This is a genomic window from Paracidovorax wautersii, from assembly GCF_031453675.1.
Classification (GTDB): Bacteria; Pseudomonadota; Gammaproteobacteria; order Burkholderiales; family Burkholderiaceae_C; genus Paracidovorax.
Genome location: NZ_JAVIZX010000001.1, coordinates 730,299 through 751,846 on the forward strand (window position 1 = coordinate 730,299; position 21,548 = coordinate 751,846).

Below are 21,548 nucleotides of genomic sequence, written 5' to 3' on the forward strand. Positions count from 1 at the left end.
GGCGTTCTCATTCCACATAGGTCACCGCCTTCTGCAGGCCGGCGAAGGCCAGGTCGAGCAGCATGCCCACCACGCCGATCACCACGATGGCGAAGATCACGTTGGAGAGCGACAGGTTGTTCCACTCGTTCCACACGAAGTAGCCGATGCCGGTGCCGCCCACCAGCATCTCGGCGGCCACGATCACCAGCCAGGCAATGCCCATGCTGATGCGCATGCCCGTGAGGATGGTGGGCGCGGCGGCGGGCAGGATCACCAGGAAGGCCTTGCGCAGGGGCGAGACCTCCAGCGTGCGCGCCACGTTGAGCCATTCGCGCTTGACGGACGCCACGCCGAAGGCGGTGTTCAGCAGCATGGGCCAGACCGAGCAGATGAAGATCACGAAGATGCCCGAGATGGACGAATCCTTGATCGTGTAGAGCGCCAGCGGCATCCACGCCAGCGGGCTGATGGGCTTGAGCACCTGGATGAAGGGCGCGAAGGCGCGGTCGAGCAGCGGGCTCATGCCGATCACGAAGCCCAGCGGCACCGCCACCAGGCAGGCCAGCGCGAAGCCCAGCCCCACGCGCGCCAGCGAATGGCCGAGCTGGATCAGAAAGCCCTTGTCATTAGGCCCGTTGTCGTACAGCGGATCGGCCAGGTGCTTCCAGGCCGTGGCCCCGAACTGCGCGGGCGTGGGAAAGCCGCTGGCGGACGCACCGCCCCCGCTGCCGCCCGGGTCCTTGCCCAGCATCTTCTGGTATTCGATTTCCTCGGCGGTCAGGCTTGCCGCAGGGCTGCCGGCACCGGCTGTGTGCTGCGTGGCCGCCGCCCACAGGCCCAGCAGCGCCAGCAGCAGAAAGGCCGACACCAGGGCCGCCTTGATGGAGAGCGAGGCGCGCATGGCTCAGCCCTGCCGGCGAATGGGAAAGCCCTGCAGGTAGGCTTCCGGCTGGGCGGGGTCGAACGTCTTGCCCATGATGGTGAAGGGTGGGTACGCGCCGTCGGGCACCTTCTGGCCCAGCTCCTTCATGTGCTTCTTCGCGTCGGTCAGCAGGAACACCTTCTCGGCGATCTGCTTGTAGTTCACGTCGCCCTTGAGGTAGCCCCAGCGCTTCATCTGCGTGAGCATCCACACCGCCATGCTCTGCCACGGGATGGGGTCGAAGTCGGCGCGGTCGGGCACGTTCTGGATCTTGCCCAGGCCATCGGCGAATTTGCCCGTCAGCACCTGCGTGAGCACCGTTTCGGGTTGGTTGAGGTACTGGGAAGGTGCGATGACCTTGGCGATCAGCTCGCGGTTCTCCGCCTTGCGCGCCATAGCTGCCGCGGTGAGGACGGCACGGTAGAGCGCGGCAAAGGTCTGCGGGTTCTTCTGGATGAATTCGGTGCTGGTGCCGAAGGCGCAGCACGGGTGGCCGCTCCACAGGTCCTTGGTGAGCAGGTGCAGGAAGCCGATCTCCTCGTACACCGCGCGCTGGTTGAACGGGTCGGGGCCGAGGTAGCCGTCGATGTTGCCGGCCCGCAGGTTGGCCACCATCTCGGGCGGCGGCACCACGCGGATCTGGATGTCGGTGTCGGGGTTCAGGCCGTGCTCCGCCACGTAGTAGCGCAGCAGGAAGTTGTGCATGCTGTACTCGAACGGCACCGCGAACTTGAAGCCCTTCCACAGCTTGGGATCGCGCTTGTCCTTGTGCTTGTTCGCCAGGGTGATGGCCTGGCCGTTGGTGTTCTGGATGGTCGCCACATTCATGGGCACGGCGTTGGAGCCGGCGCCCAACGAGATCGCCAGCGGCATGGGGCTCAGGAAGTGCGTGGCGTCGTACTCCTTGTTGAGCATCTTGTCGCGGATGAGCGCCCAGCCGGCGGTCTTCACCACCTCCACGTTCAGCCCTTGCTGCTTGTAGAAGCCCAGGGGGTGGGCCATGATCAGCGGCGTGGCGCAGGTGATCGGGATGAAGCCGATCTTGAGATCCTTCTTCTCGATGGCGCCCTTCTCTTGCGCCATGGCCTGCAGGCTGGCCACGGGCAGCACGCTGCCGATGGCGGCCATGGCCGTGCCCTTGCCCACGGCGCGCAGGAAGCGGCGGCGCACCGCGTCGTGCGGAAAGAGCGCCTTGACCAGCGTGGCCTCGATGAACTCCTGGCTGTAGGCCTCGAAATCGGCGGTAAGGCTGCGCTCGCGCAGCGTGGCGGTGGCCTGCGCCGCCGCTTCGGCCTGGTGATCGGCCACGCTGTGGTCGCGGCCGCAGGAGCAGCGCATCATCAGCGGGCGATCGGCGTCGTAGGGCGAGAAGTAGTCGGACATGGGGCACCTCCGTGAAGACTGAAGACGATGCCGGCCTTCTCGCAAGCGGCGGGCCAGAACGCGCCCTGCCGGCCCCGGTGCAGCGATTTCATGCCCCCAAGCCCTACGGCCCGTAGTGCCAGCCCTACACGCTTTGCCGCCGATCCGCCGTGGATCAGCCGCCGGCGGCCTGCTGCGCCAGCAGGGCCAGTTCCACATCGTTGCGCGCGCCGGTCTTTTCCAGGATGCGGGCGCGGTAGGTGCTCACCGTGTTGGACGCCAGCCGCAATTGCGCACCGATTTCGCCCACGCTGTGCCCTGCGGTGAGAAGGCGAAAGACCTGGTACTCCCGGTGCGACAAGGCCTCCACCCCCGCCGCCCGGCCCCCGGCCGACCGCACCGCGCTGGTGCGGCCCACGGCGCCGGCCAGCGCCTGGGCTGCCGCATCCGACAGGTAGCAGCCGCCACCCGCCACCTTGCGCACCGCGGCCACCATGTCGTCCGGGTCGGCGCTCTTGTGCAGGTAGCCGGCCGCGCCCATCTGCAGGCAGCGTGCGGCGTACTGGCGTTCGGGGTAGGTGCTGAGCATCAGCACGGGCAGGTCGGGCCAGCGGCGGCGCAGGGTCTGCAGCACCTCCAGGCCGTCCAGTCCGGGCATGGCGATGTCCAGCAGCACCAGGTCCAGCCCAGTACGGCCGGCCAGCGCCTGCACGCGATCGAGCACGTCGTCCCCTTGCGTGGCCTCGGCGGCGATGAGGATCTCGGGCGCGCCGTTGGCCGGGTCGCACAGCACCTGGCGCAGCCCCTCGCGCACGATGCGGTGGTCATCGCACAGCAGCAGGCGGATGGGCGCGGCGCCCCCGGTCATGCCGGCGCCCCGCGCCGTGGTGCGGCAACCGCCCAAGGCACCTCCAGCAGCAGGCAGGTGCCCGCGCCGGGTGCGCTGGTGATGTGCAGCTGCCCGCCGAGTTGCCGCGCGCGCTCGCGCATGCCCATCACGCCGTAGGACGTGGGCGCCTCCAGCGCCTGACGCTCCACGCCTACGCCGTCGTCCTGTACACGCAGCTGCAGATGCCCCCCGCGCACCGCGATGTCCACCGCCACGGCGCCGGCGCGCGCGTGTCGGCCGATGTTGCTCAGGATCTCCTGGAAGATGCGGAACACCGCCGTGGCGTCGTCGTCGGGGAGGCCCCCGCCCGACCCGGGCACGGCGCAACGCCAGTCCAGCGCCATCTCGGCCGCCTGCGCAAACTCCTGGGCCTGCCATTCCAGCGCGGCCCACAGGCCCTGGTGGTCCAGGATGCTGGGGCGCAGGTCGGTGATGATGCGGCCCACGTTGTCCACGGCGGTCTCGATCGACCGGCTCATGTTCTGGCACTTGCAGCGCATCTGCGAGCGCATGGCGTCCGCGTCGCTGGCACTGCGCTGGGCCTGCTCGCCCAGCCGCTTGTGCAGCCAGTTCACGTCCATCTTCAGGGCCACCAGCAGGCTGCCCAGTTCGTCGTGCACCTCGCGCGCGATACGGGTGCGCTCTTCTTCGCGCACCCGTTCGGAATAGGCGGACAGCTCCCGCAGCTGCTGCAGCGCCTGCGACAGGGCCTGCGTGCGCTCGGCCACGCGCAGTTCCAGCCCGTCGTGGGCGCGCTGCAGTTCCTCGGCCGCGTGGCGGCGGGCCGTGATGTCCACGAAGGCGATCACCGCGCCCTGCACCGCCCCGTCCTCCACGATGGGGTGGCTGGAGTACTCCACCGCGAAGCTGCTGCCGTCCTGGCGCCAGAACACCTCGTTGTCCAGCCGGCAGGGCATGCCGCGGCGGAAGGCGTTGAAGATCGGGCAGTCCGCCTCGGCATAGTGGGCGCCGTCGGCATGGGAATGGTGCGTGAGCGCATGCATGTTGCGGCCCAGCACGGCCGGCGGTGCGCTGCCGATCATGCGCGCCGCGGCCTGGTTGATGAACATGCAGTTGCCGGCCAGGTCGATGCCGAACACGCCTTCATCGGTGGAATCGAGCAGCAGGCGCAGGCGGTGCTCCCAGGGGGTGTGCCCCGGGCCCGGCCATGCCACGTCCTGTGTCGTCTCCATGGCGACCAGGCAAGCAATGGGCATGCCCGGCACTGCCGATACCATCAGGGCATCCTTTTTCCTGACTTACCTTCGAAACAGAGGCATTCGATATGACGATCAGCACAGTGGGCATCATCGGCGCGGGCACCATGGGCAACGGCATCGCGCAGGCGTGCGCGGTTTCCGGCATCGACGTAGTGATGGTGGACATCTCCGACGCTGCGGTGCAGAAGGGCCTGGCCACCGTGGCCGGCAGCCTGGACCGGCTCATCAAGAAGGAAAAATGCACCGAGGCGGACAAGGCCGCCGCCCTGGCCCGCATCAAGACCTCGACGAACTACGACGACCTGAAGGCCGCGCAGCTCGTCATCGAGGCCGCCACCGAAAACCACGACCTGAAGGTCAAGATCCTCAAACAGGTCGATGCGCTCGTGGGACCCGAGGTGCTCATCGCCTCCAACACCTCGTCCATCTCCATCACCCAGCTGGCCGCCGTCACGTCCCGCCCGGACAAGTTCATCGGCATGCACTTCTTCAACCCGGTTCCGATGATGGCGCTGGTGGAGATCATCCGCGGCCTGCAGACCAGCGATGCCACGCACGACACGGTCAAGGCGCTGTCCGAGAAGCTCGGCAAGAGCCCCATCACCGTGAAGAACGCGCCGGGCTTCGTGGTCAACCGCATCCTGGTGCCGATGATCAACGAGGCCTTCTTCGTGCTGGCCGAAGGGCTGGCTACGGCCGAGGACATCGACGCCGGCATGAAGCTGGGCTGCAACCAGCCCATCGGCCCGCTGGCGCTGGCCGACATGATCGGCCTGGACGTGTGCCTGGCCGTGATGAACGTGTACCTGGAAGAGTTCGGCGACAGCAAGTACCGCCCCTGCCCGCTGCTCAAGGAATACGTGGCCGCCGGCCGCCTGGGCCGCAAGACGGGCCGCGGCGTGTACGCCTACTGATCAGGCTGGCAGGGCGCGCTCCGAAACGGCCGCGCCGATGCGCGCGGCACACGCCTGCATGGCGCCCACCACGGTCTGCAGCCGCGCCTCCGGCAGGCGCGAGGAGATCGTGGTGACCGCGATGCCGGCCACGGTCTTGCCGGCGGGCGTGCGCACGGGCACCGCGACGGCGCGCGTACCCCGCACCACGCCGTTGGCGGCATAGGCATAGCCCTGCACCCGTGCCTGAGCGCCGCGCTCCAGGATCTCGGCCGCCTGCAGCCGCAGGCCACGCAGCCGGCCGGCATTGCGCTCCATGATCTGCACCGCCTCCGGGTAGTCGAGCGCGGCCAGCAGCACCACCCCGCTGACCCCGACACCCAGCAGCCGGCGCGCCCCCACCTCGATCGACAGCACCTTGATCGGGTAGCTGCCGAGCGCACGGTCCAGGCACACGGAGTCATCGCCGTTGCGGATGGTCAGGAAGCAGGTGTCACCCAGCTCCTCGCTCAGGGCGCGCAGGTAAGGCGCGGCCAGCGACCGGAGGGGCAGGCCGGCGGGCCGGGCCAGCCCCATCAGCGAAACCTCCCGCCCGATCCGATAGCGGCGCGTGGCCGCGTCGTGCTCCACGGCGCCCTCGCCCACCAGTGCCCGCAGGATGCGGTGGGCGGTGGGGCGGTTCAGGCCGGTGGCGCCGGCCACATCGGTGAGCCGCACCCCATGCTCCTGCCCCGCCGCCACGATGCGCAGCACGGCCACCGCGCGGCGGATGCTCTGCGCGCCGTCACGGCGGTCGTGCGGGGCAGCCGCCGGCATCAGGCCCCGCCGCCCACCACGGTCTTGGCCGTCTGAGCCATGCCGCGCAAGGTGATGATCTCGCCGAGCGTGGCGTAGTTGGGCCCGCCGATGCGGCACACCGGGTCCAGCGCGCGCGTGTCGATCTTGCCCGCCTGCAGCAGGTCGCTGCGGACATGGAAAGCCAGCACCTCGCCCACGAAGAACTCCGCCCCGGTGAGTCCGAAGGGAATGACGCGCTCGAGCCGGCATTCCATCGACACCGGTGCATCGGCCAGCCGCGGCACGGCGATGTGGCCGCTCGGCACCGTGGCCAGGCCCAGCAGTTCGGCCTCGCTCACGTCCGGCGCATGCTCGGCGCTGCTCTCATGGATGGCATGCAGTTGCCCGCCATGCCCGATGTTCACCACGTATTCCCCACGTTCGTGGATGTGCGCGCCCGTGTCCTTGAGGCGCCCGGCCTTGCGGCCGATGTTCACCCCCAGCAGCGGCGGCTTGTTGGACACGAAGGTGAAGCACGAGAACGGCGCCAGGTTGACGACGCCCTGCGCCGACAGGGTCGTGATCCAGGCGATGGGCCGCGGCACGACGATGCCGCTCATCAGGCGATAGGTGGCCTCCGGATCGAGGGAGTCCGCGGCAAGGGTCGTGTGCGAAGGGGTCATGGTGCGTACGGCAGGTTCGGTCCGCCCTCGAAAACGGGCGCTGGCCGCCATTGTGCAAATCGCGGGCGCGGCCAGGCCATGCCGAAGCACCCAATCGTTCCACCATGTGGACGTTTTGGCGATACCGGCATTGTTGCGAGCGGGGTGCGCGGCCTACGATGCATTCACAACGAGACCAGGGCGGCCGCACCGCGGCACAGCCCCCAACGGAGACATCGCATGCACCGAAGATCCATCCTGCGCGCAGGCCTGCTCGCCTGCACCCTGGCCGCCCCGCTGGCCCACGCCCAGCCGCCGGGCAGCTGGCCCGACAAGCCCGTCAAGCTGGTCTTGCCCTACCCACCAGGGGGCAACGTGGACGGGGCCGCCCGCATCATCAGCGAGCAGCTGCAGCAACGCCTGGGCCAGCCCTTCGTGGTGGACAACCGCCCCGGTGCCGGCGGGCTCATCGCGGGCGAGGCGGTCGCCAAGGCCGAACCCGATGGCTACACCTTCTTCATGGGCGCCAATGGTCCGGTGCTGTTCTCGCCGCTGATCTTCAAGCGCAACGTCTACGACTGGAAGAAGGACTTCGTGCCGGTCAGCTCCGTGTCGTTCACGCCGCTGCTGCTGCAGGTGCATCCCAAGGTGCGCTTTCGCACGCTGGGCGAGCTGCTCGAGGCCGCCAAGGTCAAGGGCAACGACGTGATCATGGCCTCGCCGGGCGCCGGCACCACCAACCACCTGGTGAGCGAATACCTGCAGCGCGAAAGCGGCGCCCGCTGGACCACCGCGCACTACAAGGGCAACGCGCCCGCCACTACCGATCTGCTGGGCGGGCAGGTGCAGTTCAACTTCGACCAGCTGTCGGTCGCACTGCCCTTCGTGCAGGCAGGCCGCACCCGCGTGCTGGCCGTGACCTCGCCGCAGCGCCTGCCCCAGTTGCCCGACGTGCCCACGCTCGCCGAGTCGGGCTTTCCCCGCTTCAGCGCCGAGACCTTCACCGGCCTGCTCGCGCCCAAGGGCACCTCGCCGCAGATCGTGCAGCGGCTGTCCGCCACGCTGCAGCAGATCCTGGCCGACAAGGCCGTGCAGGAGCGCTTCCGCGCGCTCGGCTCGGAGGCCCGCGCCAGCACGCCCCAGCAATTCACCCAGTACCTGACCCAGGAAGACCAGCGATGGACACCGATCATCCAGCAAGCGCAGATCACGGCCGACTGAGCCGGCAGGCCCCGGCCGCGCGTACCAGCATCCACATCGGCGACTTCAGCCACAAGAACCCCATTCCGGCCGCGTGCCGCGTCGGCCCGCTGCTGGAGAGCGGCAGCGTGCTGGGCACCGACCCGGCCACGGGGGAGATTGCGCCCACCATCGAAGCGCAATGCCGCTTCATGCTGGACAACGTGCGCCGCATCGTCGAGGCGGCCGGCGGCAGCACGGCGGACATCGCCAAGCTGACCGTCTGGATGAAGGACCGCAGCCAGCGCCCGGCGCTGAACGCCCCGTGGCTGGCGATGTTCCCCGACCCGGCCTCGCGCCCGGCGCGCCACGCCATCCACGCGCCCGAACTCGACATGGGCAAGCTCATCGAGTGCAGCTTCACCGCCTATATCGCCTGAGCCCCCACACCCCGCGCCAACGCCCCCAAGACGCCCCATGCCCGACTACCTGCCCTTCGATCCGCAGCCCCGCGCGCCGGTGCCGCTGCCGCCCCCGCTGGCCTGCGACAGCCAGTTCCATGTGTTCGGTCCGCCCGCGCAGTACCCCGTGCGCGCCGGCGCTGCCTACGAGATGCCCTCCGCCACCTGGCAGGTGGCCCAGCGCCTGCATGCCACCCTGGGCATCACCCGGGGCGTGATCGTCCAGGCCACCACCTATGGCGCCGACCATGCGGTGGTGCTGGACGCCCTGGCCGCGCTCAATGCGGGCGGCGGGCCCAGCCGCTACCGGGGCTGTGCCAACGCGGCGGTGCTGCTGGATCGGGACGACGCCTACCTGCAGCGGCTGCACGAGGCCGGTGTGCGCGGCGCGCGGTTCACGCGCGGCGGCCTGGGCATCTCGTTCACGCCGGCGCAGATGGAGCGCGCCCTGGCACGGGTCGAGGAACTGGGCTGGTACGTGAAGGTGCAGCCCGAGCCCACCGGCATCGCCGAGCAGATGCAGCCCTTCGAGCACCTGCAGGTCCCCGTGGTGATGGACCACATGGGGCGCATCGACCCGTCGCGCGGCGACGCCGACCCCAGCCTGGCCTGCGTGCTGCGCCTGCTGGAGCGCGGCAATGTGTGGGTGATGCTGTCGCTGTCGGAAAAGCTGTCCCGCCAGGGCTTCCCGTGGGACGACGTGGTGCCGCTCGCCCAGCGGCTCATCGCCGCCGCGCCGGAGCGCTGCATCTGGGGCAGCGACTGGCCCCACCCCGTGTCGGTCAGGCAGCCGCCGAACGAAGGCGATCTGCTGGAACTGCTGTACCGCTTCACGCCCGACGCCGCCACGCGCGAGCGCGTCCTCGTCACCAACCCTGCCCGCCTGTTCGGGTTCGACACCGACTGACCCATGAAACTGCTGAGCTATACCTACCAAGGCCGCCCGGGTTGGGGCGCCGTGGCACCGTCGCCCGACGGGCGATCCACCCATGTCGTGGACCTCGGCGCCCGGCTGCCCTATGGCAGCGTGATGGCGCTGCTGGCCGGGGGCGAAGAAGCCATGGCCCGGGCCCGCGCCGCGCTCGGCGAGGCCACGCAGCCCGACCACGCGCTCGACGCGCTGGTGCTGGACCTGCCCGTACCGCAGCCGCGCAAGATCCTGTGCATCGGCGTCAACTACGCCCACCGCAACGCCGAGTACAAGGACGGCAGCGACCTGCCGCGCTACCCAAGCATCTTCATGCGCGTGCCCGGCTCCTTCGTCGGCCATGGCAGCGCCCTGCTGCAGCCGCACGAGTCGCAGCAGCTCGACTACGAAGGCGAGATCGCCATCATCATCGGCCGGGGCGGGCGCCGCATTCCGCAGGCCGACGCACTGGAACACATCGCCGGCGTGACCTGTGCCAACGAGGGCACGGTGCGCGACTGGGTGCACCACGCCAAGTTCAACGTCACGCAGGGCAAGAACTTCCAGGCGTCGGGCGCCATGGGTCCGTGGCTGGTGACGGCGGACGAATTTCCTCAGGGCTACGGCGGCCTGCGCGTGCAGACCCGCGTGAACGGCGAGACGCGGCAGGACGACACCACGGCCCGCCTGATGTTCGACTTCGCCTACCTGATCCACTACTGCTCGACCTTCACCGCGCTGGAGCCTGGCGACGTCATCGTGACCGGCACGCCCACCGGCGCAGGCATCCGCTTCGACCCGCCGCGCTTTCTGCGCCCGGGCGACGTGGTCGAGGTGGAAGTGAGCGGCGTGGGCACGCTGCGCAATGCCGTGGAGGCCGAAGCATGAGCGCGCCCGCCGCCCCCTTCGCCTTGACGCCGCAGCAGATCGATGCCGCGGCCGCCCAGCTGGATGCCGCCGAGCGCACGCGTGTGCCCTGCCGCCAGCTTTCCGCGCAGTACCCCGCCATGGGCATCGACGACGCGTATGCGGTACAGGCGGCTTGGATGCAGCTCAAGCGCGGCCAGGGCCGGCGCGTGCTGGGCCACAAGATCGGCCTGACCTCCAAGGCCATGCAGCGCGCGGTGCGCATTGCCGAGCCCGACTTCGGCACGCTGCTGGACGACATGTTCCACCGCGACGGCGCGGTCATTCCCACCGACCGCTTCCTGCAGCTGCGCATCGAGGCGGAGCTGGCCTTCGTGCTCGGCAAGCCGCTCTCGGGCCCCGACTGCACGCTGTTCCAGGTGCTGGACGCCACGGCCTACATCACGCCGGCGCTGGAGATCCTGGACGCCCGCATCCAGCGCGTGGACCCGGACACCGGCGCCACGCGCACGGTGGTGGACACCATCTCCGACAACGCCGCCAACGCCGCGCTGGTGCTGGGCGGCCGCCCCTTCAAGCCCGACCTGCTGGACGTGGACCTGCGGCGCATCGGCGCCATCGTCAGCAAGAACGGCGAGGTCGAGGAGACGGGCCTGGCCGCCGGGGTGCTCAACCACCCGGCCTACGGCGTCGCGTGGCTCGCCAACCGGCTGCACCGCCAGGGCGTGGCGCTGCAGGCCGGCGAGGTGGTGCTGGCGGGCTCGTTCATCCGCCCGATCGAGGTGGCGCGGGGCGACACCGTCGTGGCAGACTACGGCGAGTTCGGCACCGTGTCCTGCCACTTCGGCTGAGCCGCAGCGGCCCAAGCGCGGCCCGGCCTACCCGCCCGCCCATCGATCGCCCTCCTGCCTTCGCCTCCATGCCCACACCCAACCGCTTCAAACGCGCCCTCGCCGCCGGCCAGCCCCAGATCGGCCTGTGGTCCACGCTGGCATCGCCCTACGTCACCGAAATGCTCGCGGGGTCGGGTTTCGACTGGATGCTGCTCGACACCGAACACACGCCCAGCGACGTGCCGCTGATGCTGCAGCAACTGCAGGCGCTGGATGCCGAGCCCGCGCGCCACACCGCCGCCGTGGTGCGCCCGGCGTGGAACGACCCCGTGCTCATCAAGCGCTACCTGGACATCGGCGCGCAGACGCTGCTGCTGCCCTTCGTGCAGAACGCCGACGAGGCCCGCGCCGCCGTCGCCGCCACGCGCTACGCACCGCAAGGCGCCCGCGGCATGGGCGGATCGGTGCGCGCGTCGCGCTTCGGCCGCGACACCGCCTATGCACACGGGGCCGCGCAGGAGCTGTGCGTGCTGGTGCAGGTGGAGACGGCCGAGGCGCTGACCCACATCGAGGCGATCGCGGCCGTGCCGGGCGTGGACGGCATCTTCATCGGACCCGCCGACCTGGCGGCCAGCATGGGCCACGCGGGCCAGTCCGGCCACCCGGAAGTGCGCGCCGCCATTGCGGAGGCGATCACGCGCATCCGCGCCGCAGGCCGGGCGCCGGGCATCCTGGTGACGGACGAGGCCTGGGCGCGGGAATGCCTCGACCAGGGCGCCCTGTTCGTGGCCGTGGGCATCGACATGCTGCTGCTGCGCCAGGCGGCGGACGCCCTGGCAGCACGCTTGCGCCCCGGAGCAGTCGCGCCCGCGGTGGCCTCGCGGTACTGAGCCTGGGTGCGGCGCCAGCGCCGTAGCGAAGGTACCGCAGGCCGTCAATATTCATAGCATGGTGCGCTCTCCCTTAGGGCACTTCAAAGCTATTTGGCTTTGAAGCCCTTGTGGATCAAGCGCAGTGCGCTACTTTTTTTTTGGAGCACCTCCACCCAGCGCTAAGGCCCACCGTCGCTGCCGGCTGCGGGGGGACGGAGAGCCACGGTATCCGAGTGACAGGGCACGGGTAGCGGCACAGGCAGCGGCAGCAACATTGCCCGTGCCTGATCGCTGGCCTCCAGCCGCTAGTCGCGGCCGTACTTCGACTCCCACTGCGCATCGCGGGTGCAGAGAAATACGATGCCTTCGATGAAAGCCACGCACGAAGGAATGAAGGTCCAGACGAAGAGCAGGTAGAACAGCCCCCACCACTGACCCAGGTAGAAGCGGTGGATGCCAAGCCCTCCGAGAAAGAGCGCCAGCAGGCTTGCAACCAGCTTGCTCTTGCCCGGCGCTGCCGCCGGAGCGCGCTGCTCGGCACCGCAGTGCGGGCAGGCCCGCGCGCTGCTGTGGATCTCTTTGCCGCAACCCCGGCAAAACACCATTCCCTGCATATCTCTTCTCTTTCTGAAGCTGTGCAACAGCTCCGTTCAATGGACGGAGGCGCCCAGCGCCCCCAGCAGCCCGATGGCGCCCAGGACGATCCCGGCGATCGACATGCCCCGTCCCCGGGTCTGTGTGGCGACGCCCGAAATGCCGAGCACCAGCGCCACGCCGGACAGGAACAGCAGGCCCCGGACGGTGTCGGCGTCCCACGCGGTGTCGTCCAGCATGGCAAGCGCGGCGACGACGCCGCACACCAGCGCCGGTACGGGCAGCCACAGCGTTCCGCCCGGCTCCGAGGCTCCCGGTGCATGGTCTCGGCGCGCGACGGCCGCGCCCTGCGCGGCCCCGCAGTGCGGGCAGGTCGCGGCGGTTTCGTGCAGTTCCCGTCCGCAGCCCCTGCAGAACACCATGGCCTTTCGTTCCGCGCCTTGCATGTCAGCTGCCCTCCCAAGCGGTGCGGAAGGCCACCGTGTCTCCCGGTGCGACCACGCTGCCGGGCGCAGGAGCGATCCGGTACGGGCATCCGTAGCCCGGAAAGTCGGCGTCGTCCGGGCCGTGGACGGCCGCAGGCGCCGGGGTGAGCCCGACCTGCCGCAGCAGATCCGCATAACCCCGGTCGCAGTCGTCACGCGGCCTGGGTACGGCCACACCGTTTCTGCCTGTGGCAAGGGCAGCGCCCTCGCCCTGCGAGGGCAAGGAAACCAGCAGGCCGCCGGAGAATTCGGTGGGCGCCCCCTCCTTGCGCACGATGAGCCGCTGGGCATCCGTCTGCACCGCCACGGCTTCGGAACACCCATCGACCACGGCAGTGCTCGCGACGCGCTCCTCTCGCAGGTCGTAGCTGAACGCATAGGTGGTCGCGGGGCAGGATTGGCCGTATTCACCCGTCGAGACGACCAACAGGACGAGACTGTCGCCATACCGATAGGCGGCGTTCACATGGACATAGCCCGTCAGGCCCACGTCCGGCACCACCGACTCCATCAGGTTGACGGCCCCCCGCGCGGTAGCGCGCTCGATCGCCACGCCCCCCAGTTCCCCGCGGTGACGCAGCTGCAGCAAGCCGCCGATGCCGTCTGCGGAGACCTCCAGGGGAACATAGGGCGTGACTGCGGCGCCAGCCGGTGGGGTCGCGCTGGATACCCCTTCGGCGGAAGGCGCCGCAGGCTCCTCGAAAAGGCGCTTGGACCAGACCTCTGCGTCCGCATCGTTGCCGCGGGACTGGAGGACATAGCCCACCGCGATCGCAGCGCCCACGGCCAGCACGATGCCCAGAACCGCCACACCCCAGAGAGACCACTGCTTCTGCACGCGGTTGAAGTGCTCCACGCTCTCCCATTCGCGGTTGCGCCAGGCCCACTCGCGGCCCTTGACCCCGAGCACGACCGCGACGATGAAGCCCACCCAGGGAATCAGCGCCAGCAGACCGATCCAGGTGCGGTTACCGATGGCCCACACCCAGCTGAGGAGAAACGCGCCCCACGACCACCCTGCCACCCCGGGCGGCAAAGAGGCGTCTTCGCGCTTCACGTAGCGCTGCGGCGCTCCGCAGTGCGGGCAGGCCTGCGCGCCCACTTCCAGGGGTTTGCCGCAACCCCGACAAAATTGATGCCTCATCGTCGGTACTCCTGCCTCAGGCCAGCGTGCCGAGCAACGCGGCGGCGAAGCACACCACCCAGACGATGAAATAGGCCGGGGGCTGGTGCCCCAGCAGCGCAGCTCGCTTGAAGAGGTAGACCGGAACCAGGAATGCAGAGCCCAGGCGCTGGGTATCGACACCAGCCTTCGCCAAGCGCTTTTCATCGGTGACGCACAGCCCAATGTTCAGCAGCAGCGGGACCCAGAAGTAGCGCCCGCTGCCCAGCGCCGTCTCCGCCGCGTAGGCGGTGGCATGCAAGGCATGGGCAAGGACCCATGCCAACGCCTTGCCGATCAGCGGCGCGAAAGCCAGTGTCCAAACCACTGCATCCCCATGTGCCGCAGCCTTTGCTCCGGCCGAGCCCGGTCGTCCGTCCTCGTGGCCCTGGAACGCCCCGCAGTGCGGGCACGCGCTCGCGCTGTCATGGATTTACTTGCCGCACCCGCGGCAAAACACCATCGCCATTTCCCACCTCCCTCTTGTTGTGAAACCTTCGCCCTTCGGTGCAACACACCCGTACCACTGCGGCACCGAGCCCAGCGCCATGGCCTACAGGCAGCTTCGCCGCCCGCCTGCCGCCCGATGCCGCACTGCGTTCAGGATGCGCAGGCAGCCACGCACTCAGGGATGTCGCCCTGAATTCATCCGAAAAGGGACATTTTTTGTCAACTGTAATGGATTTTTACAGCGAGTTCCGTTGCCCACTCCGACGCCTATGAACGAAAAGCAGGAGTTCAGCCAACGGTTGCGGTCCGCCATGGAGGCCCAGCGACTGGCCCCGAGCGCGGCCGTGCTGGAACGCGAATTCAATTTGCGCTGGTCAGGCAACCCCATCCGCCGCCAAGCCGCGTGGAAGTGGCTCAACGGCGAGGCCATTCCCACGCAGGACAAGCTCCAGGAGCTGTCGCGCTGGCTGAAGGTGGAGCCGCATCAGCTGCGCTTCGGCGATCAAGTGCTGAGACACCTGCGGGTCGAACAGAAACGCTGGGACGAAGGCGTCGGCTATGTGGAGCGCGAGACCTTCGACGCCTTCCTGCAATTGCCTGCGCCGCAGCGCAAGCTGATCCGCGAGGTCATCCTGACCTTTGCCCAAGTGCACCGTAACGCGGACGGCAAGGACGAGTCCTAGGGCTCGCACCTTTGCGCACGCGCGCCAAGCCAGCGCCCCCTTTGCCCGCGGCGGCACGACCAGAGACGCCATCCGCATCGTCCCGCGTCTTCCACCGGGCATCCATCAAATTGCACGCAATTCAATTTTGCGCAATAATTCACCCCATGCCCCGCACCAGCGCCCTGTCCGCCACATCCAGTCCCGCCGCCCTGCTGCTGGACAACCAGGTCTGCTTTGCACTGTATTCGGCGTCGCTGGCCATGACCAAGCTCTACAAGCCGCTGCTGGACGGCATCGGGCTGACGTATCCGCAGTACGTGGTGATGCTGGCCCTGTGGGAGCGCGACGGCACGACCGTGTCCGAACTGGGCGGCCGCCTGTTCCTCGACTCCGGCACGCTCACGCCGCTGCTCAAGCGGCTGGAGTCGGCCGGCCTGCTGGCACGCCTGCGCGACGCGGAGGACGAGCGCCGCGTGCGCATCACGCTCACCACCGCCGGCCGCGCGCTGCGCAGCCAGGCCGAGGCCATTCCGGCCTGCGTGCTGGAAAGCTCTCAGTGCTCGGTGCCGCAACTCCAGGCGCTGACGCGCGAACTCGCCGACCTGCGCAACCGCATCACCCAGCGGCCCGGCTGATCCCGGACCGCACTTTTCCCCGGCCTCCGTGCCTCTTTTCGTTCATCTCCCACCGCAAAGGAAGTCACCATGACCACGCTCGACAAAGTTCTGTACACCGCCCGCGCCCACACCACCGGCGGCCGCGATGGCGCCTCGCGCACCGACGACGGCCGCCTGGACGTGAAGCTGTCTTCGCCCGGCACGAGCGGCACGGGCACCAACCCCGAGCAGCTCTTCGCTGCGGGCTACTCGGCCTGCTTCATCGGCGCGCTGAAGGCGGTGGGCGGCAAGATCGGCATCGCCGTGCCGCAGGATGTGTCGGTGGACGCCGAAGTGGACCTGGGCCCCATCCCCAACGCCTACGGCATCGCCGCGCGCCTGAAGGTCAGCCTGCCCGGCCTGGACAAGGAAAAGGCCCAGCAATTGGTGGACGCCGCCCACCAGGTGTGCCCCTACTCCAACGCCACGCGCGGCAACATCGATGTGACGATCACGCTGGCCTGATCCTTCGGGCTCCGCCGCCGCGCAGAGCCCCCGGATCACCGAGCCGCCACCGCCTCGAAACGGGCGCTGGCGGCTTTTTTGCGTCCTGCGGCCCACCCGACGGGCACGCTGCGGCGATTGCCCCAATAATGGGCGGCTGGGCGCCAGACCGCAGGCCGCCCTGGCACCGCCCACCGGCCGTGCCGCCCGTGCAGCCCCACGCCGCGCCCATCCGGCACGCGCCGCAAGACCGCCTTCAGCCAGCCGGCGCTTGGCCGATTTGGCAAGCCCCGCCCGACGCCCGCCCGAATCCACACCGCCATGAAGTTCGCCCTGCTGTCCGACATCCACGCCAACCGGCAGGCGCTCGACGCTTGCCTTGCGCACGCGCGCAGCCAGGCCGTGGACCAGTTCGCCCTGCTCGGCGACATGGTGGGCTACGGCGCCGAGCCGGCCGCCGTGGTGGAGCAGGCCATGCGGCTGGCCAGCGACGGCGCCCTGTGCGTGCTGGGCAACCACGACGCAGCGGCGCTCGAGCCGCCCAGCGCCGCACAGAGCCTGGGCGACCAGAGTTCGCAATGGACGCACCTGCAGCTCGGCGCCACGCACCGCGCCTTTCTCGCCGGCCTGCCGCTGACCGCGCGGCTGGGCGCCAGCGCCCTGCTGGTGCACGCCAGCGCCGACCACCCGGCCCGCTGGCACTATGTGACCGATGCCAACGCCGCCGAGCGCAGCATGGCCGCCGCCGCACTGATGGACCCGGCCATCCGCTACGTGTTCTGCGGCCATGTGCACGAACAGGCGCTGTATTTCCTGACGCCCACCGCCAAGCTCATGCGCTTCACGCCCGAGCCCGGCGTGCCGGTGCCCGTGCCGCCGCACCGGCAATGGCTGGTGATCGCCGGATCGGTGGGCCAGCCCCGCGACGGCGATGCCCGTGCCATGTATGCCGTGTTCGACAGCGGCGCCGCCACCATCACCTTCCACCGCGTGCCCTACGACCAGGCCGCCGCGGCTGCCGCCGTGCGGGCCACACCCCTGCCCGCCTTCTTCGCCGACCGGCTGGAGGTCGGCCGCTGAGCGCGCCCGGCCTCGCTCCACCGCCCCTGGCGCTCCCCTCCTCTCCATTCCGCGCATTCCCATGAAACTGCTGGCGCCCGGCACCCTGGTGGACGGCTTCGTCGTGCACGAGTGCATCCACGCCGGCGGCATGGCGCACATCTACCGCGTGGCCTGCCAGGACGCGGCCCAGGACCCGGGCTTTCCGCTCGCCATGAAGGTGCCGCGCATGACGGCCGGCGACGGCGCCGAGAACATCGTCAGTTTCGAGATCGAACTGCAGATCCTGCCTGCGCTCAGCGGCAGCCACGTGCCGCGCTTCGTCGCGGCGGGGGACCTGGCCCGCATGCCCTATCTGGTGATGGAGTACGTGGAGGGCCACACGCTGCAGCATTGGCTCGACCAGGCCCAGCGCCCGGACGCCGAAACCCTCGCGCGGCTGGGCGCGGCCATGGCGCTGGCAGCGCACAGCCTGCACCAGCAGAACGTCTGCCACCTGGACCTCAAGCCTGCCAACGTGCTGGTGCGGCCGGACGGCAGCGTGGTGCTGCTCGACTTCGGCCTCTCGTGCCACGCGCACTACCCCGATCTGCTGGCCGAGGAAATGCGCGAGGCCGTCGGCTCCCCCGCCTGGATCGCCCCCGAGCAGGTGGTGGGCGTGCGCGGCGACCTGCGCAGCGACCTGTTCGCCATCGGCGTGATCCTGTACGAGCTGGCCACCGGCGAGCTGCCCTTCGGCGCGCCCACCACCAAGGGCGGCTTGCGCCAGCGCCTGTGGATGACGCCCGCCCCGCCGCGCCAGCACCGGCCCGACCTGCCCGCGTGGCTGCAGGAGGCCATCCTGCGCTGCCTGGAGCCCGAGGCCGCGCAGCGCTACCCCAGCGCCGCGCACCTGGCCTTCGACCTGGCGCACCCGGAGCAGATTCCCGTCACCGAGCGCGGCCAGCGCCTGCGCGGACCGGGTCTGCGGGTGCACTTCAAGCGCTGGATCAAGGCCGCGGGCATGCACTACCAGCCCAGCCCGCTGCCCGCACGCCAGATCGAGGACGTGCCCATCCTGATGGTGGCCGTGCCGCACGACCATGCGACCGATGCCACGCTGCAGTCGCTGCGCCAGGCCGTGGCGCGCTCGCTGGGCATCCGGCCCGGCGCGCGGCTGGCCTGCGTGACGGTGATCTCGCCCTCGGCCAGCAGCGCCAGCGACCCGGACCGCAGCGAGACCACGCTGCAGCGCCTGCACCTGGTGCGGCTCAAGCAATGGGCGGCCGGGCTCGACCTGACGGGCCACAGCGCCAGCTACCACGTGATCGAAGCCAGCGACGTGGCCCAGGCGCTGGTGCGCTACGCCCAGGGCAACCGCGTCAGCATGATCATCGTGGGCGCAGCCACGCACGGCCTGCAGCTGCAGCGCTTCATCGATACCGTGCCCATCCGCGTGGCGCGCGACGCGCCGTGCACCGTCATCCTCGTCAAGCAACCGGTGGCGGTGGACGACTGAAGCGCAGCGGGCGCAACGCCGCGGCCTGGGCGGCGTCGCCGACAATGCGCGCATGGATCCAATGCCCGGCGGCAACGCCGCTTTACCTTCTTCGTCCTCTTCGCCCACCCACCCGTACGAAAGCCTCACGCCCGACCTGGTGCTGGACGCGCTCGCCAGCGTGGGCCAATACGGCGACGGCCGGCTGATGGCCCTGGGCTCGTACGAGAACCGCGTCTATCAGGTGTCGCTGGAAGACGGCACGCGCGTGGTCGCCAAGTTCTACCGCCCCGGCCGCTGGAGCGAGGCACAGATCGTGGAGGAACACGCCTTCGCCCTGGAGCTGGCCGAGGCCGAGGTGCCCATGGTGGCGCCGCTCGCCATCGACGGGCGCACGCTGCACCAGCATGCGGGGTTCGCCTTCTCCATCAGTCCCTGGCGCGGCGGCCGCCGGCCTGAGCTGGACGACTTCGAGGTGCTGGAATGGATCGGCCGCTTTCTCGCCCGCATCCACACCGTGGGCGCTGCGCGCCCGTTCCAGCACCGCCCTGCGCTCGATCTGCAGACCTTCGGGCGCGAGCCCTTCGACGGGCTGCTGGCCGCGCAGATCATTCCGCTGGACCAGCAGTCCGCCTGGCGCAGCGCCTGCGAGAAAGCTCTTGATTTGATAGCTGCAAGCGCTGATGGATCAAGCGCTGCAGGCACATTTGGCTTGAACTCTGCACGCCAGCTGCGCCTGCACGGCGACTGCCACCCCGGCAACGTGCTGTGGACGCCGCTGGACGAGTACGGCCGCGGCGGCCCGCACTTCGTGGACCTGGACGACGCCCGCACCGGCCCCGCCGTGCAGGACCTGTGGATGCTGCTCTCCGGCGACCGCCGCCAGCGCACGGTGCAACTGTCCGCCCTGCTGGACGGCTACGAGCAGTTCCGCAGCTTCGACCGCCGCGAGCTGGCGCTTATCGAGCCCCTGCGCACGCTGCGCCTGATCCACTACAGCGCCTGGCTGGCGCGCCGCTGGGCGGACCCGATCTTCCCGATCAACTTCCCCTGGTTCGGCAGCAGCGACTACTGGCGCGGGCAGGTGGACATGTTGCACGAGCAGATCGAAGCCATGGGCGAAGAACCGCTCGCCGCATGACAGGCTGACAGCGGAGCTGCCGGCTTGCGGCGCATCCGAACCAGCCGGGGTTCGGCGGGGCTGCCGCCCCGCAGCCGCAGCAGTAGCAGCAGGGGCCCGTCGGCTCGATATCCTGCCTCGGCCGGGTCTGTTCTGAGCCGCCGAAACCCGCGTGGCGTCTAGAACTCCGCGTGCAGGCGCGCCGAGAGCACGTCCACCGGCCCGCGGTCCCGGTTGTAGCCCGGCCGCTGGATGTGCTGGGCTCCGAGCGACACCGCCGAATGCAGCGTCCCCACAGCGGTCGGCACCGGCGGCATCTCCACGCGGTAAAAGGCTTCCCACACCCGCTCGCTGCCGTAGCGCAGGGCGCCATCGCCCAGGAACGCACCGTGCCCGCCTGCTGCCAGGTAGCCGCGGTGGCCGTCCGACAGGCCGTTGACCGCCAGCGCCGCGCCCATGCGGTCGGCCGGGCGGCCCCAGGCCGCGCCGGACCATTGGCCACCGGCGGACCACTGGCGATCGATCTCGGTGAAGGCAAACGTCTCCTGGCGCCCCCCGCTGCGGCTGGCGCGCACGAAGACGCCGGCATCGGCCCCCAGCGGCACCTCCAGCGTGGCCGCCCAGCCGCGCTTGGTCTGCAGGCGCCGCACGTCACCGACGTCCGGCACCGCACCAGTGGCGCGCACCTGGGCCAGCGCGTCGTGGAACGCCCCCATCACCGCCCGGTTGCGGAACAGCAGCACCCGGCCGCGCAGGGGTCCCGCGGGCAGCGCCAGGGGCAGATCGGACTCGACCTCGACCTGGTCCCCGTAATGCCGCCGCCATCCACGGTCCAGCGCGGGGCCGTTGGACTCCCGGGGCTGCAGCGCGCGACCGCCGCGCACCGTCCACTGCGGCGTGCGGTACTCCAGGATGCCGGCCCAGGTGTAGCCCCGCGCATCGGCCGCGTAGTCCCAGGCGCCCGGCGCCATGAAAGACCAGTTGAGGAACTGCTCGCGCGGGTCCTTGGCGTAAGGGTTGGGATCGAAATAGTCCAGCAGCGAGAGATTGCCCGCCACCAGCGTCCAGCGGTTCGCCGTGACGGTGCCGCCCATCTCGTTGAAGTCGGGATCTATGCGCTCGGCCTCGCCCCCGGCATTCCAGCGCTGCAACAGGAACAGCCGCGCCCGGTAGGCCTTAAGCTGCGCCCCGGACGAACGTGCCAATTCGCCATTGGAGAGCCCGCCCGCACCGGACAGATGGGACAGGGGCACGCCCTGAGCGGCCTCCGGGTTGAAGTGGATCTGCGCGCCGTCCCAGGCCCGCAGCGCCAGGTCTGCCGTGGCGGTGAACGAATAGGACCGCTCCCGCCCGGGTACCAGGCTGTTGGGGCCGGTATAGGCAGCGGCGAAGGACGGCTTGCGCTGCCACACGTAGGTGCTCTGCGCATGCAGCGCCAGCGGCGCATCGTCCTGGCCCTGATCGGCGGTAGGAGTCGCCGCCGCCTGTCCCGCCATCAGGGCGGTGGCGAGGGCAAGCGCAAGAGCAAGGACATCGGCGCGGGGGCGGCGCTGCGCCACGGAAGAAGGAGCGGCTCGCGTGAACATGGGCCGGCATTCTGGCTGTGCTCC

24 protein-coding genes are annotated in these 21,548 nt (G+C 69.8%); 13 read left to right on the forward strand and 11 right to left on the reverse strand.

Features of this window, described 5'->3' with window-relative positions; translation table 11 throughout:
* Positions 1-7 precede the first annotated feature (7 nt).
* From ntrB to QE399_RS03365, 4 genes are all read right to left on the reverse strand, one after another.
* Positions 8-883 carry a nitrate ABC transporter permease gene (gene ntrB, locus QE399_RS03350; protein ID WP_309826098.1) on the reverse strand — a complete coding sequence of 292 codons (876 nt, stop codon included), beginning with the start codon at positions 881-883 and terminating at the stop codon, positions 8-10.
* A gap of 3 nt (positions 884-886) precedes the next feature.
* A complete protein-coding gene (locus tag QE399_RS03355) occupies positions 887-2,287 on the reverse strand; it encodes a CmpA/NrtA family ABC transporter substrate-binding protein (protein WP_309826099.1) in 1,401 nt (466 codons plus the stop codon).
* Between the two features lie 154 nt (positions 2,288-2,441).
* A complete protein-coding gene (locus tag QE399_RS03360) occupies positions 2,442-3,134 on the reverse strand; it encodes a response regulator (RefSeq protein ID WP_309826100.1) in 693 nt (230 codons plus the stop codon).
* A complete protein-coding gene (locus tag QE399_RS03365; protein WP_309831913.1) occupies positions 3,131-4,348 on the reverse strand; it encodes a sensor histidine kinase in 1,218 nt (405 codons plus the stop codon). Before QE399_RS03365 ends, QE399_RS03360 begins: the two co-directional genes overlap by 4 nt.
* A 92-nt stretch (positions 4,349-4,440) precedes the next feature.
* Between QE399_RS03365 and QE399_RS03370 the strand changes: the two genes are divergently transcribed.
* The gene (locus QE399_RS03370) at positions 4,441-5,289 is read left to right on the forward strand and encodes a 3-hydroxybutyryl-CoA dehydrogenase (protein ID WP_309826101.1); all 849 of its coding nucleotides are present in this window, start codon (positions 4,441-4,443) and stop codon (positions 5,287-5,289) included.
* Here the strand turns inward: QE399_RS03370 and QE399_RS03375 are convergent, their stop codons facing one another.
* Positions 5,290-6,084 carry an IclR family transcriptional regulator gene (locus QE399_RS03375; protein WP_309826102.1) on the reverse strand — a complete coding sequence of 265 codons (795 nt, stop codon included), beginning with the start codon at positions 6,082-6,084 and terminating at the stop codon, positions 5,290-5,292.
* Entirely contained in the window at positions 6,084-6,728 is a 645-nt protein-coding gene (locus tag QE399_RS03380) for a flavin reductase family protein (protein WP_309826103.1), read from the reverse strand. Before QE399_RS03380 ends, QE399_RS03375 begins: the two co-directional genes overlap by 1 nt.
* A 219-nt stretch (positions 6,729-6,947) precedes the next feature.
* Here QE399_RS03380 and QE399_RS03385 point away from each other — a divergent pair, with 219 nt between their 5' ends.
* The 6 genes from QE399_RS03385 (at position 6,948) to QE399_RS03410 (ending at position 11,844) form a co-directional block, all read left to right on the forward strand.
* Positions 6,948-7,928: a Bug family tripartite tricarboxylate transporter substrate binding protein gene (locus tag QE399_RS03385; RefSeq protein ID WP_309826104.1), complete on the forward strand. Its 981-nt coding sequence runs from the start codon at positions 6,948-6,950 to the stop codon at positions 7,926-7,928.
* Positions 7,886-8,326, forward strand: coding sequence for a RidA family protein (locus QE399_RS03390; protein ID WP_309826106.1), 441 nt, complete (start codon positions 7,886-7,888; stop codon positions 8,324-8,326). The genes QE399_RS03385 and QE399_RS03390 overlap by 43 nt, the downstream gene beginning before the upstream one ends.
* A 37-nt stretch (positions 8,327-8,363) precedes the next feature.
* Positions 8,364-9,254 (forward strand): amidohydrolase family protein, encoded by an 891-nt coding sequence (locus tag QE399_RS03395; protein WP_309826108.1) that lies wholly within the window; start codon positions 8,364-8,366, stop codon positions 9,252-9,254.
* A gap of 3 nt (positions 9,255-9,257) precedes the next feature.
* Positions 9,258-10,142: a fumarylacetoacetate hydrolase family protein gene (locus QE399_RS03400; protein ID WP_309826110.1), complete on the forward strand. Its 885-nt coding sequence runs from the start codon at positions 9,258-9,260 to the stop codon at positions 10,140-10,142.
* Positions 10,139-10,972, forward strand: a complete 834-nt coding sequence (hpaH, locus tag QE399_RS03405; protein WP_309826113.1) for a 2-oxo-hept-4-ene-1,7-dioate hydratase — start codon at positions 10,139-10,141, stop codon at positions 10,970-10,972. Before QE399_RS03400 ends, hpaH begins: the two co-directional genes overlap by 4 nt.
* Before the next feature lie 68 nt (positions 10,973-11,040).
* Positions 11,041-11,844, forward strand: coding sequence for an HpcH/HpaI aldolase family protein (locus QE399_RS03410; RefSeq protein ID WP_309826116.1), 804 nt, complete (start codon positions 11,041-11,043; stop codon positions 11,842-11,844).
* Positions 11,845-12,131: 287 nt separating this feature from the next.
* Here the strand turns inward: QE399_RS03410 and QE399_RS03415 are convergent, their stop codons facing one another.
* From QE399_RS03415 to QE399_RS03430, 4 genes are read right to left on the reverse strand one after another with little or no spacing between them, the layout of a single operon-like run.
* Positions 12,132-12,467, reverse strand: a complete 336-nt coding sequence (locus QE399_RS03415; protein ID WP_309826117.1) for an NINE protein — start codon at positions 12,465-12,467, stop codon at positions 12,132-12,134.
* A 9-nt stretch (positions 12,468-12,476) separates the two neighbouring features.
* Positions 12,477-12,866: a zinc ribbon domain-containing protein gene (locus tag QE399_RS03420; protein ID WP_309826118.1), complete on the reverse strand. Its 390-nt coding sequence runs from the start codon at positions 12,864-12,866 to the stop codon at positions 12,477-12,479.
* 1 nt (position 12,867) lies between these two features.
* Complete coding sequence (locus QE399_RS03425; protein ID WP_309826120.1) at positions 12,868-14,049, reverse strand: zinc ribbon domain-containing protein; 1,182 nt, start codon at positions 14,047-14,049, stop codon at positions 12,868-12,870.
* A 16-nt stretch (positions 14,050-14,065) separates the two neighbouring features.
* On the reverse strand, positions 14,066-14,395 hold the full coding sequence (locus QE399_RS03430) for a hypothetical protein (RefSeq protein WP_309826122.1): 330 nt from the start codon (positions 14,393-14,395) through the stop codon (positions 14,066-14,068).
* Between the two features lie 391 nt (positions 14,396-14,786).
* Between QE399_RS03430 and QE399_RS03435 the strand changes: the two genes are divergently transcribed.
* The 6 genes from QE399_RS03435 (at position 14,787) to QE399_RS03460 (ending at position 19,959) form a co-directional block, all read left to right on the forward strand.
* Positions 14,787-15,200 carry a transcriptional regulator gene (locus QE399_RS03435; protein WP_309826123.1) on the forward strand — a complete coding sequence of 138 codons (414 nt, stop codon included), beginning with the start codon at positions 14,787-14,789 and terminating at the stop codon, positions 15,198-15,200.
* A 146-nt stretch (positions 15,201-15,346) separates the two neighbouring features.
* Positions 15,347-15,817, forward strand: a complete 471-nt coding sequence (locus QE399_RS03440; RefSeq protein WP_309826124.1) for a MarR family winged helix-turn-helix transcriptional regulator — start codon at positions 15,347-15,349, stop codon at positions 15,815-15,817.
* Between the two features lie 69 nt (positions 15,818-15,886).
* Entirely contained in the window at positions 15,887-16,303 is a 417-nt protein-coding gene (locus tag QE399_RS03445) for an organic hydroperoxide resistance protein (RefSeq protein WP_309826125.1), read from the forward strand.
* Positions 16,304-16,603: 300 nt separating this feature from the next.
* Positions 16,604-17,362 (forward strand): metallophosphoesterase family protein, encoded by a 759-nt coding sequence (locus QE399_RS03450; protein WP_309826126.1) that lies wholly within the window; start codon positions 16,604-16,606, stop codon positions 17,360-17,362.
* Positions 17,363-17,423: 61 nt separating this feature from the next.
* Positions 17,424-18,839: a protein kinase domain-containing protein gene (locus QE399_RS03455; protein WP_309826128.1), complete on the forward strand. Its 1,416-nt coding sequence runs from the start codon at positions 17,424-17,426 to the stop codon at positions 18,837-18,839.
* Between the two features lie 61 nt (positions 18,840-18,900).
* Positions 18,901-19,959 carry a serine/threonine protein kinase gene (locus tag QE399_RS03460; RefSeq protein WP_405044063.1) on the forward strand — a complete coding sequence of 353 codons (1,059 nt, stop codon included), beginning with the start codon at positions 18,901-18,903 and terminating at the stop codon, positions 19,957-19,959.
* Between the two features lie 158 nt (positions 19,960-20,117).
* Here the strand turns inward: QE399_RS03460 and QE399_RS03465 are convergent, their stop codons facing one another.
* A complete protein-coding gene (locus QE399_RS03465; protein WP_309826130.1) occupies positions 20,118-21,524 on the reverse strand; it encodes a carbohydrate porin in 1,407 nt (468 codons plus the stop codon).
* Positions 21,525-21,548 lie beyond the last annotated feature (24 nt).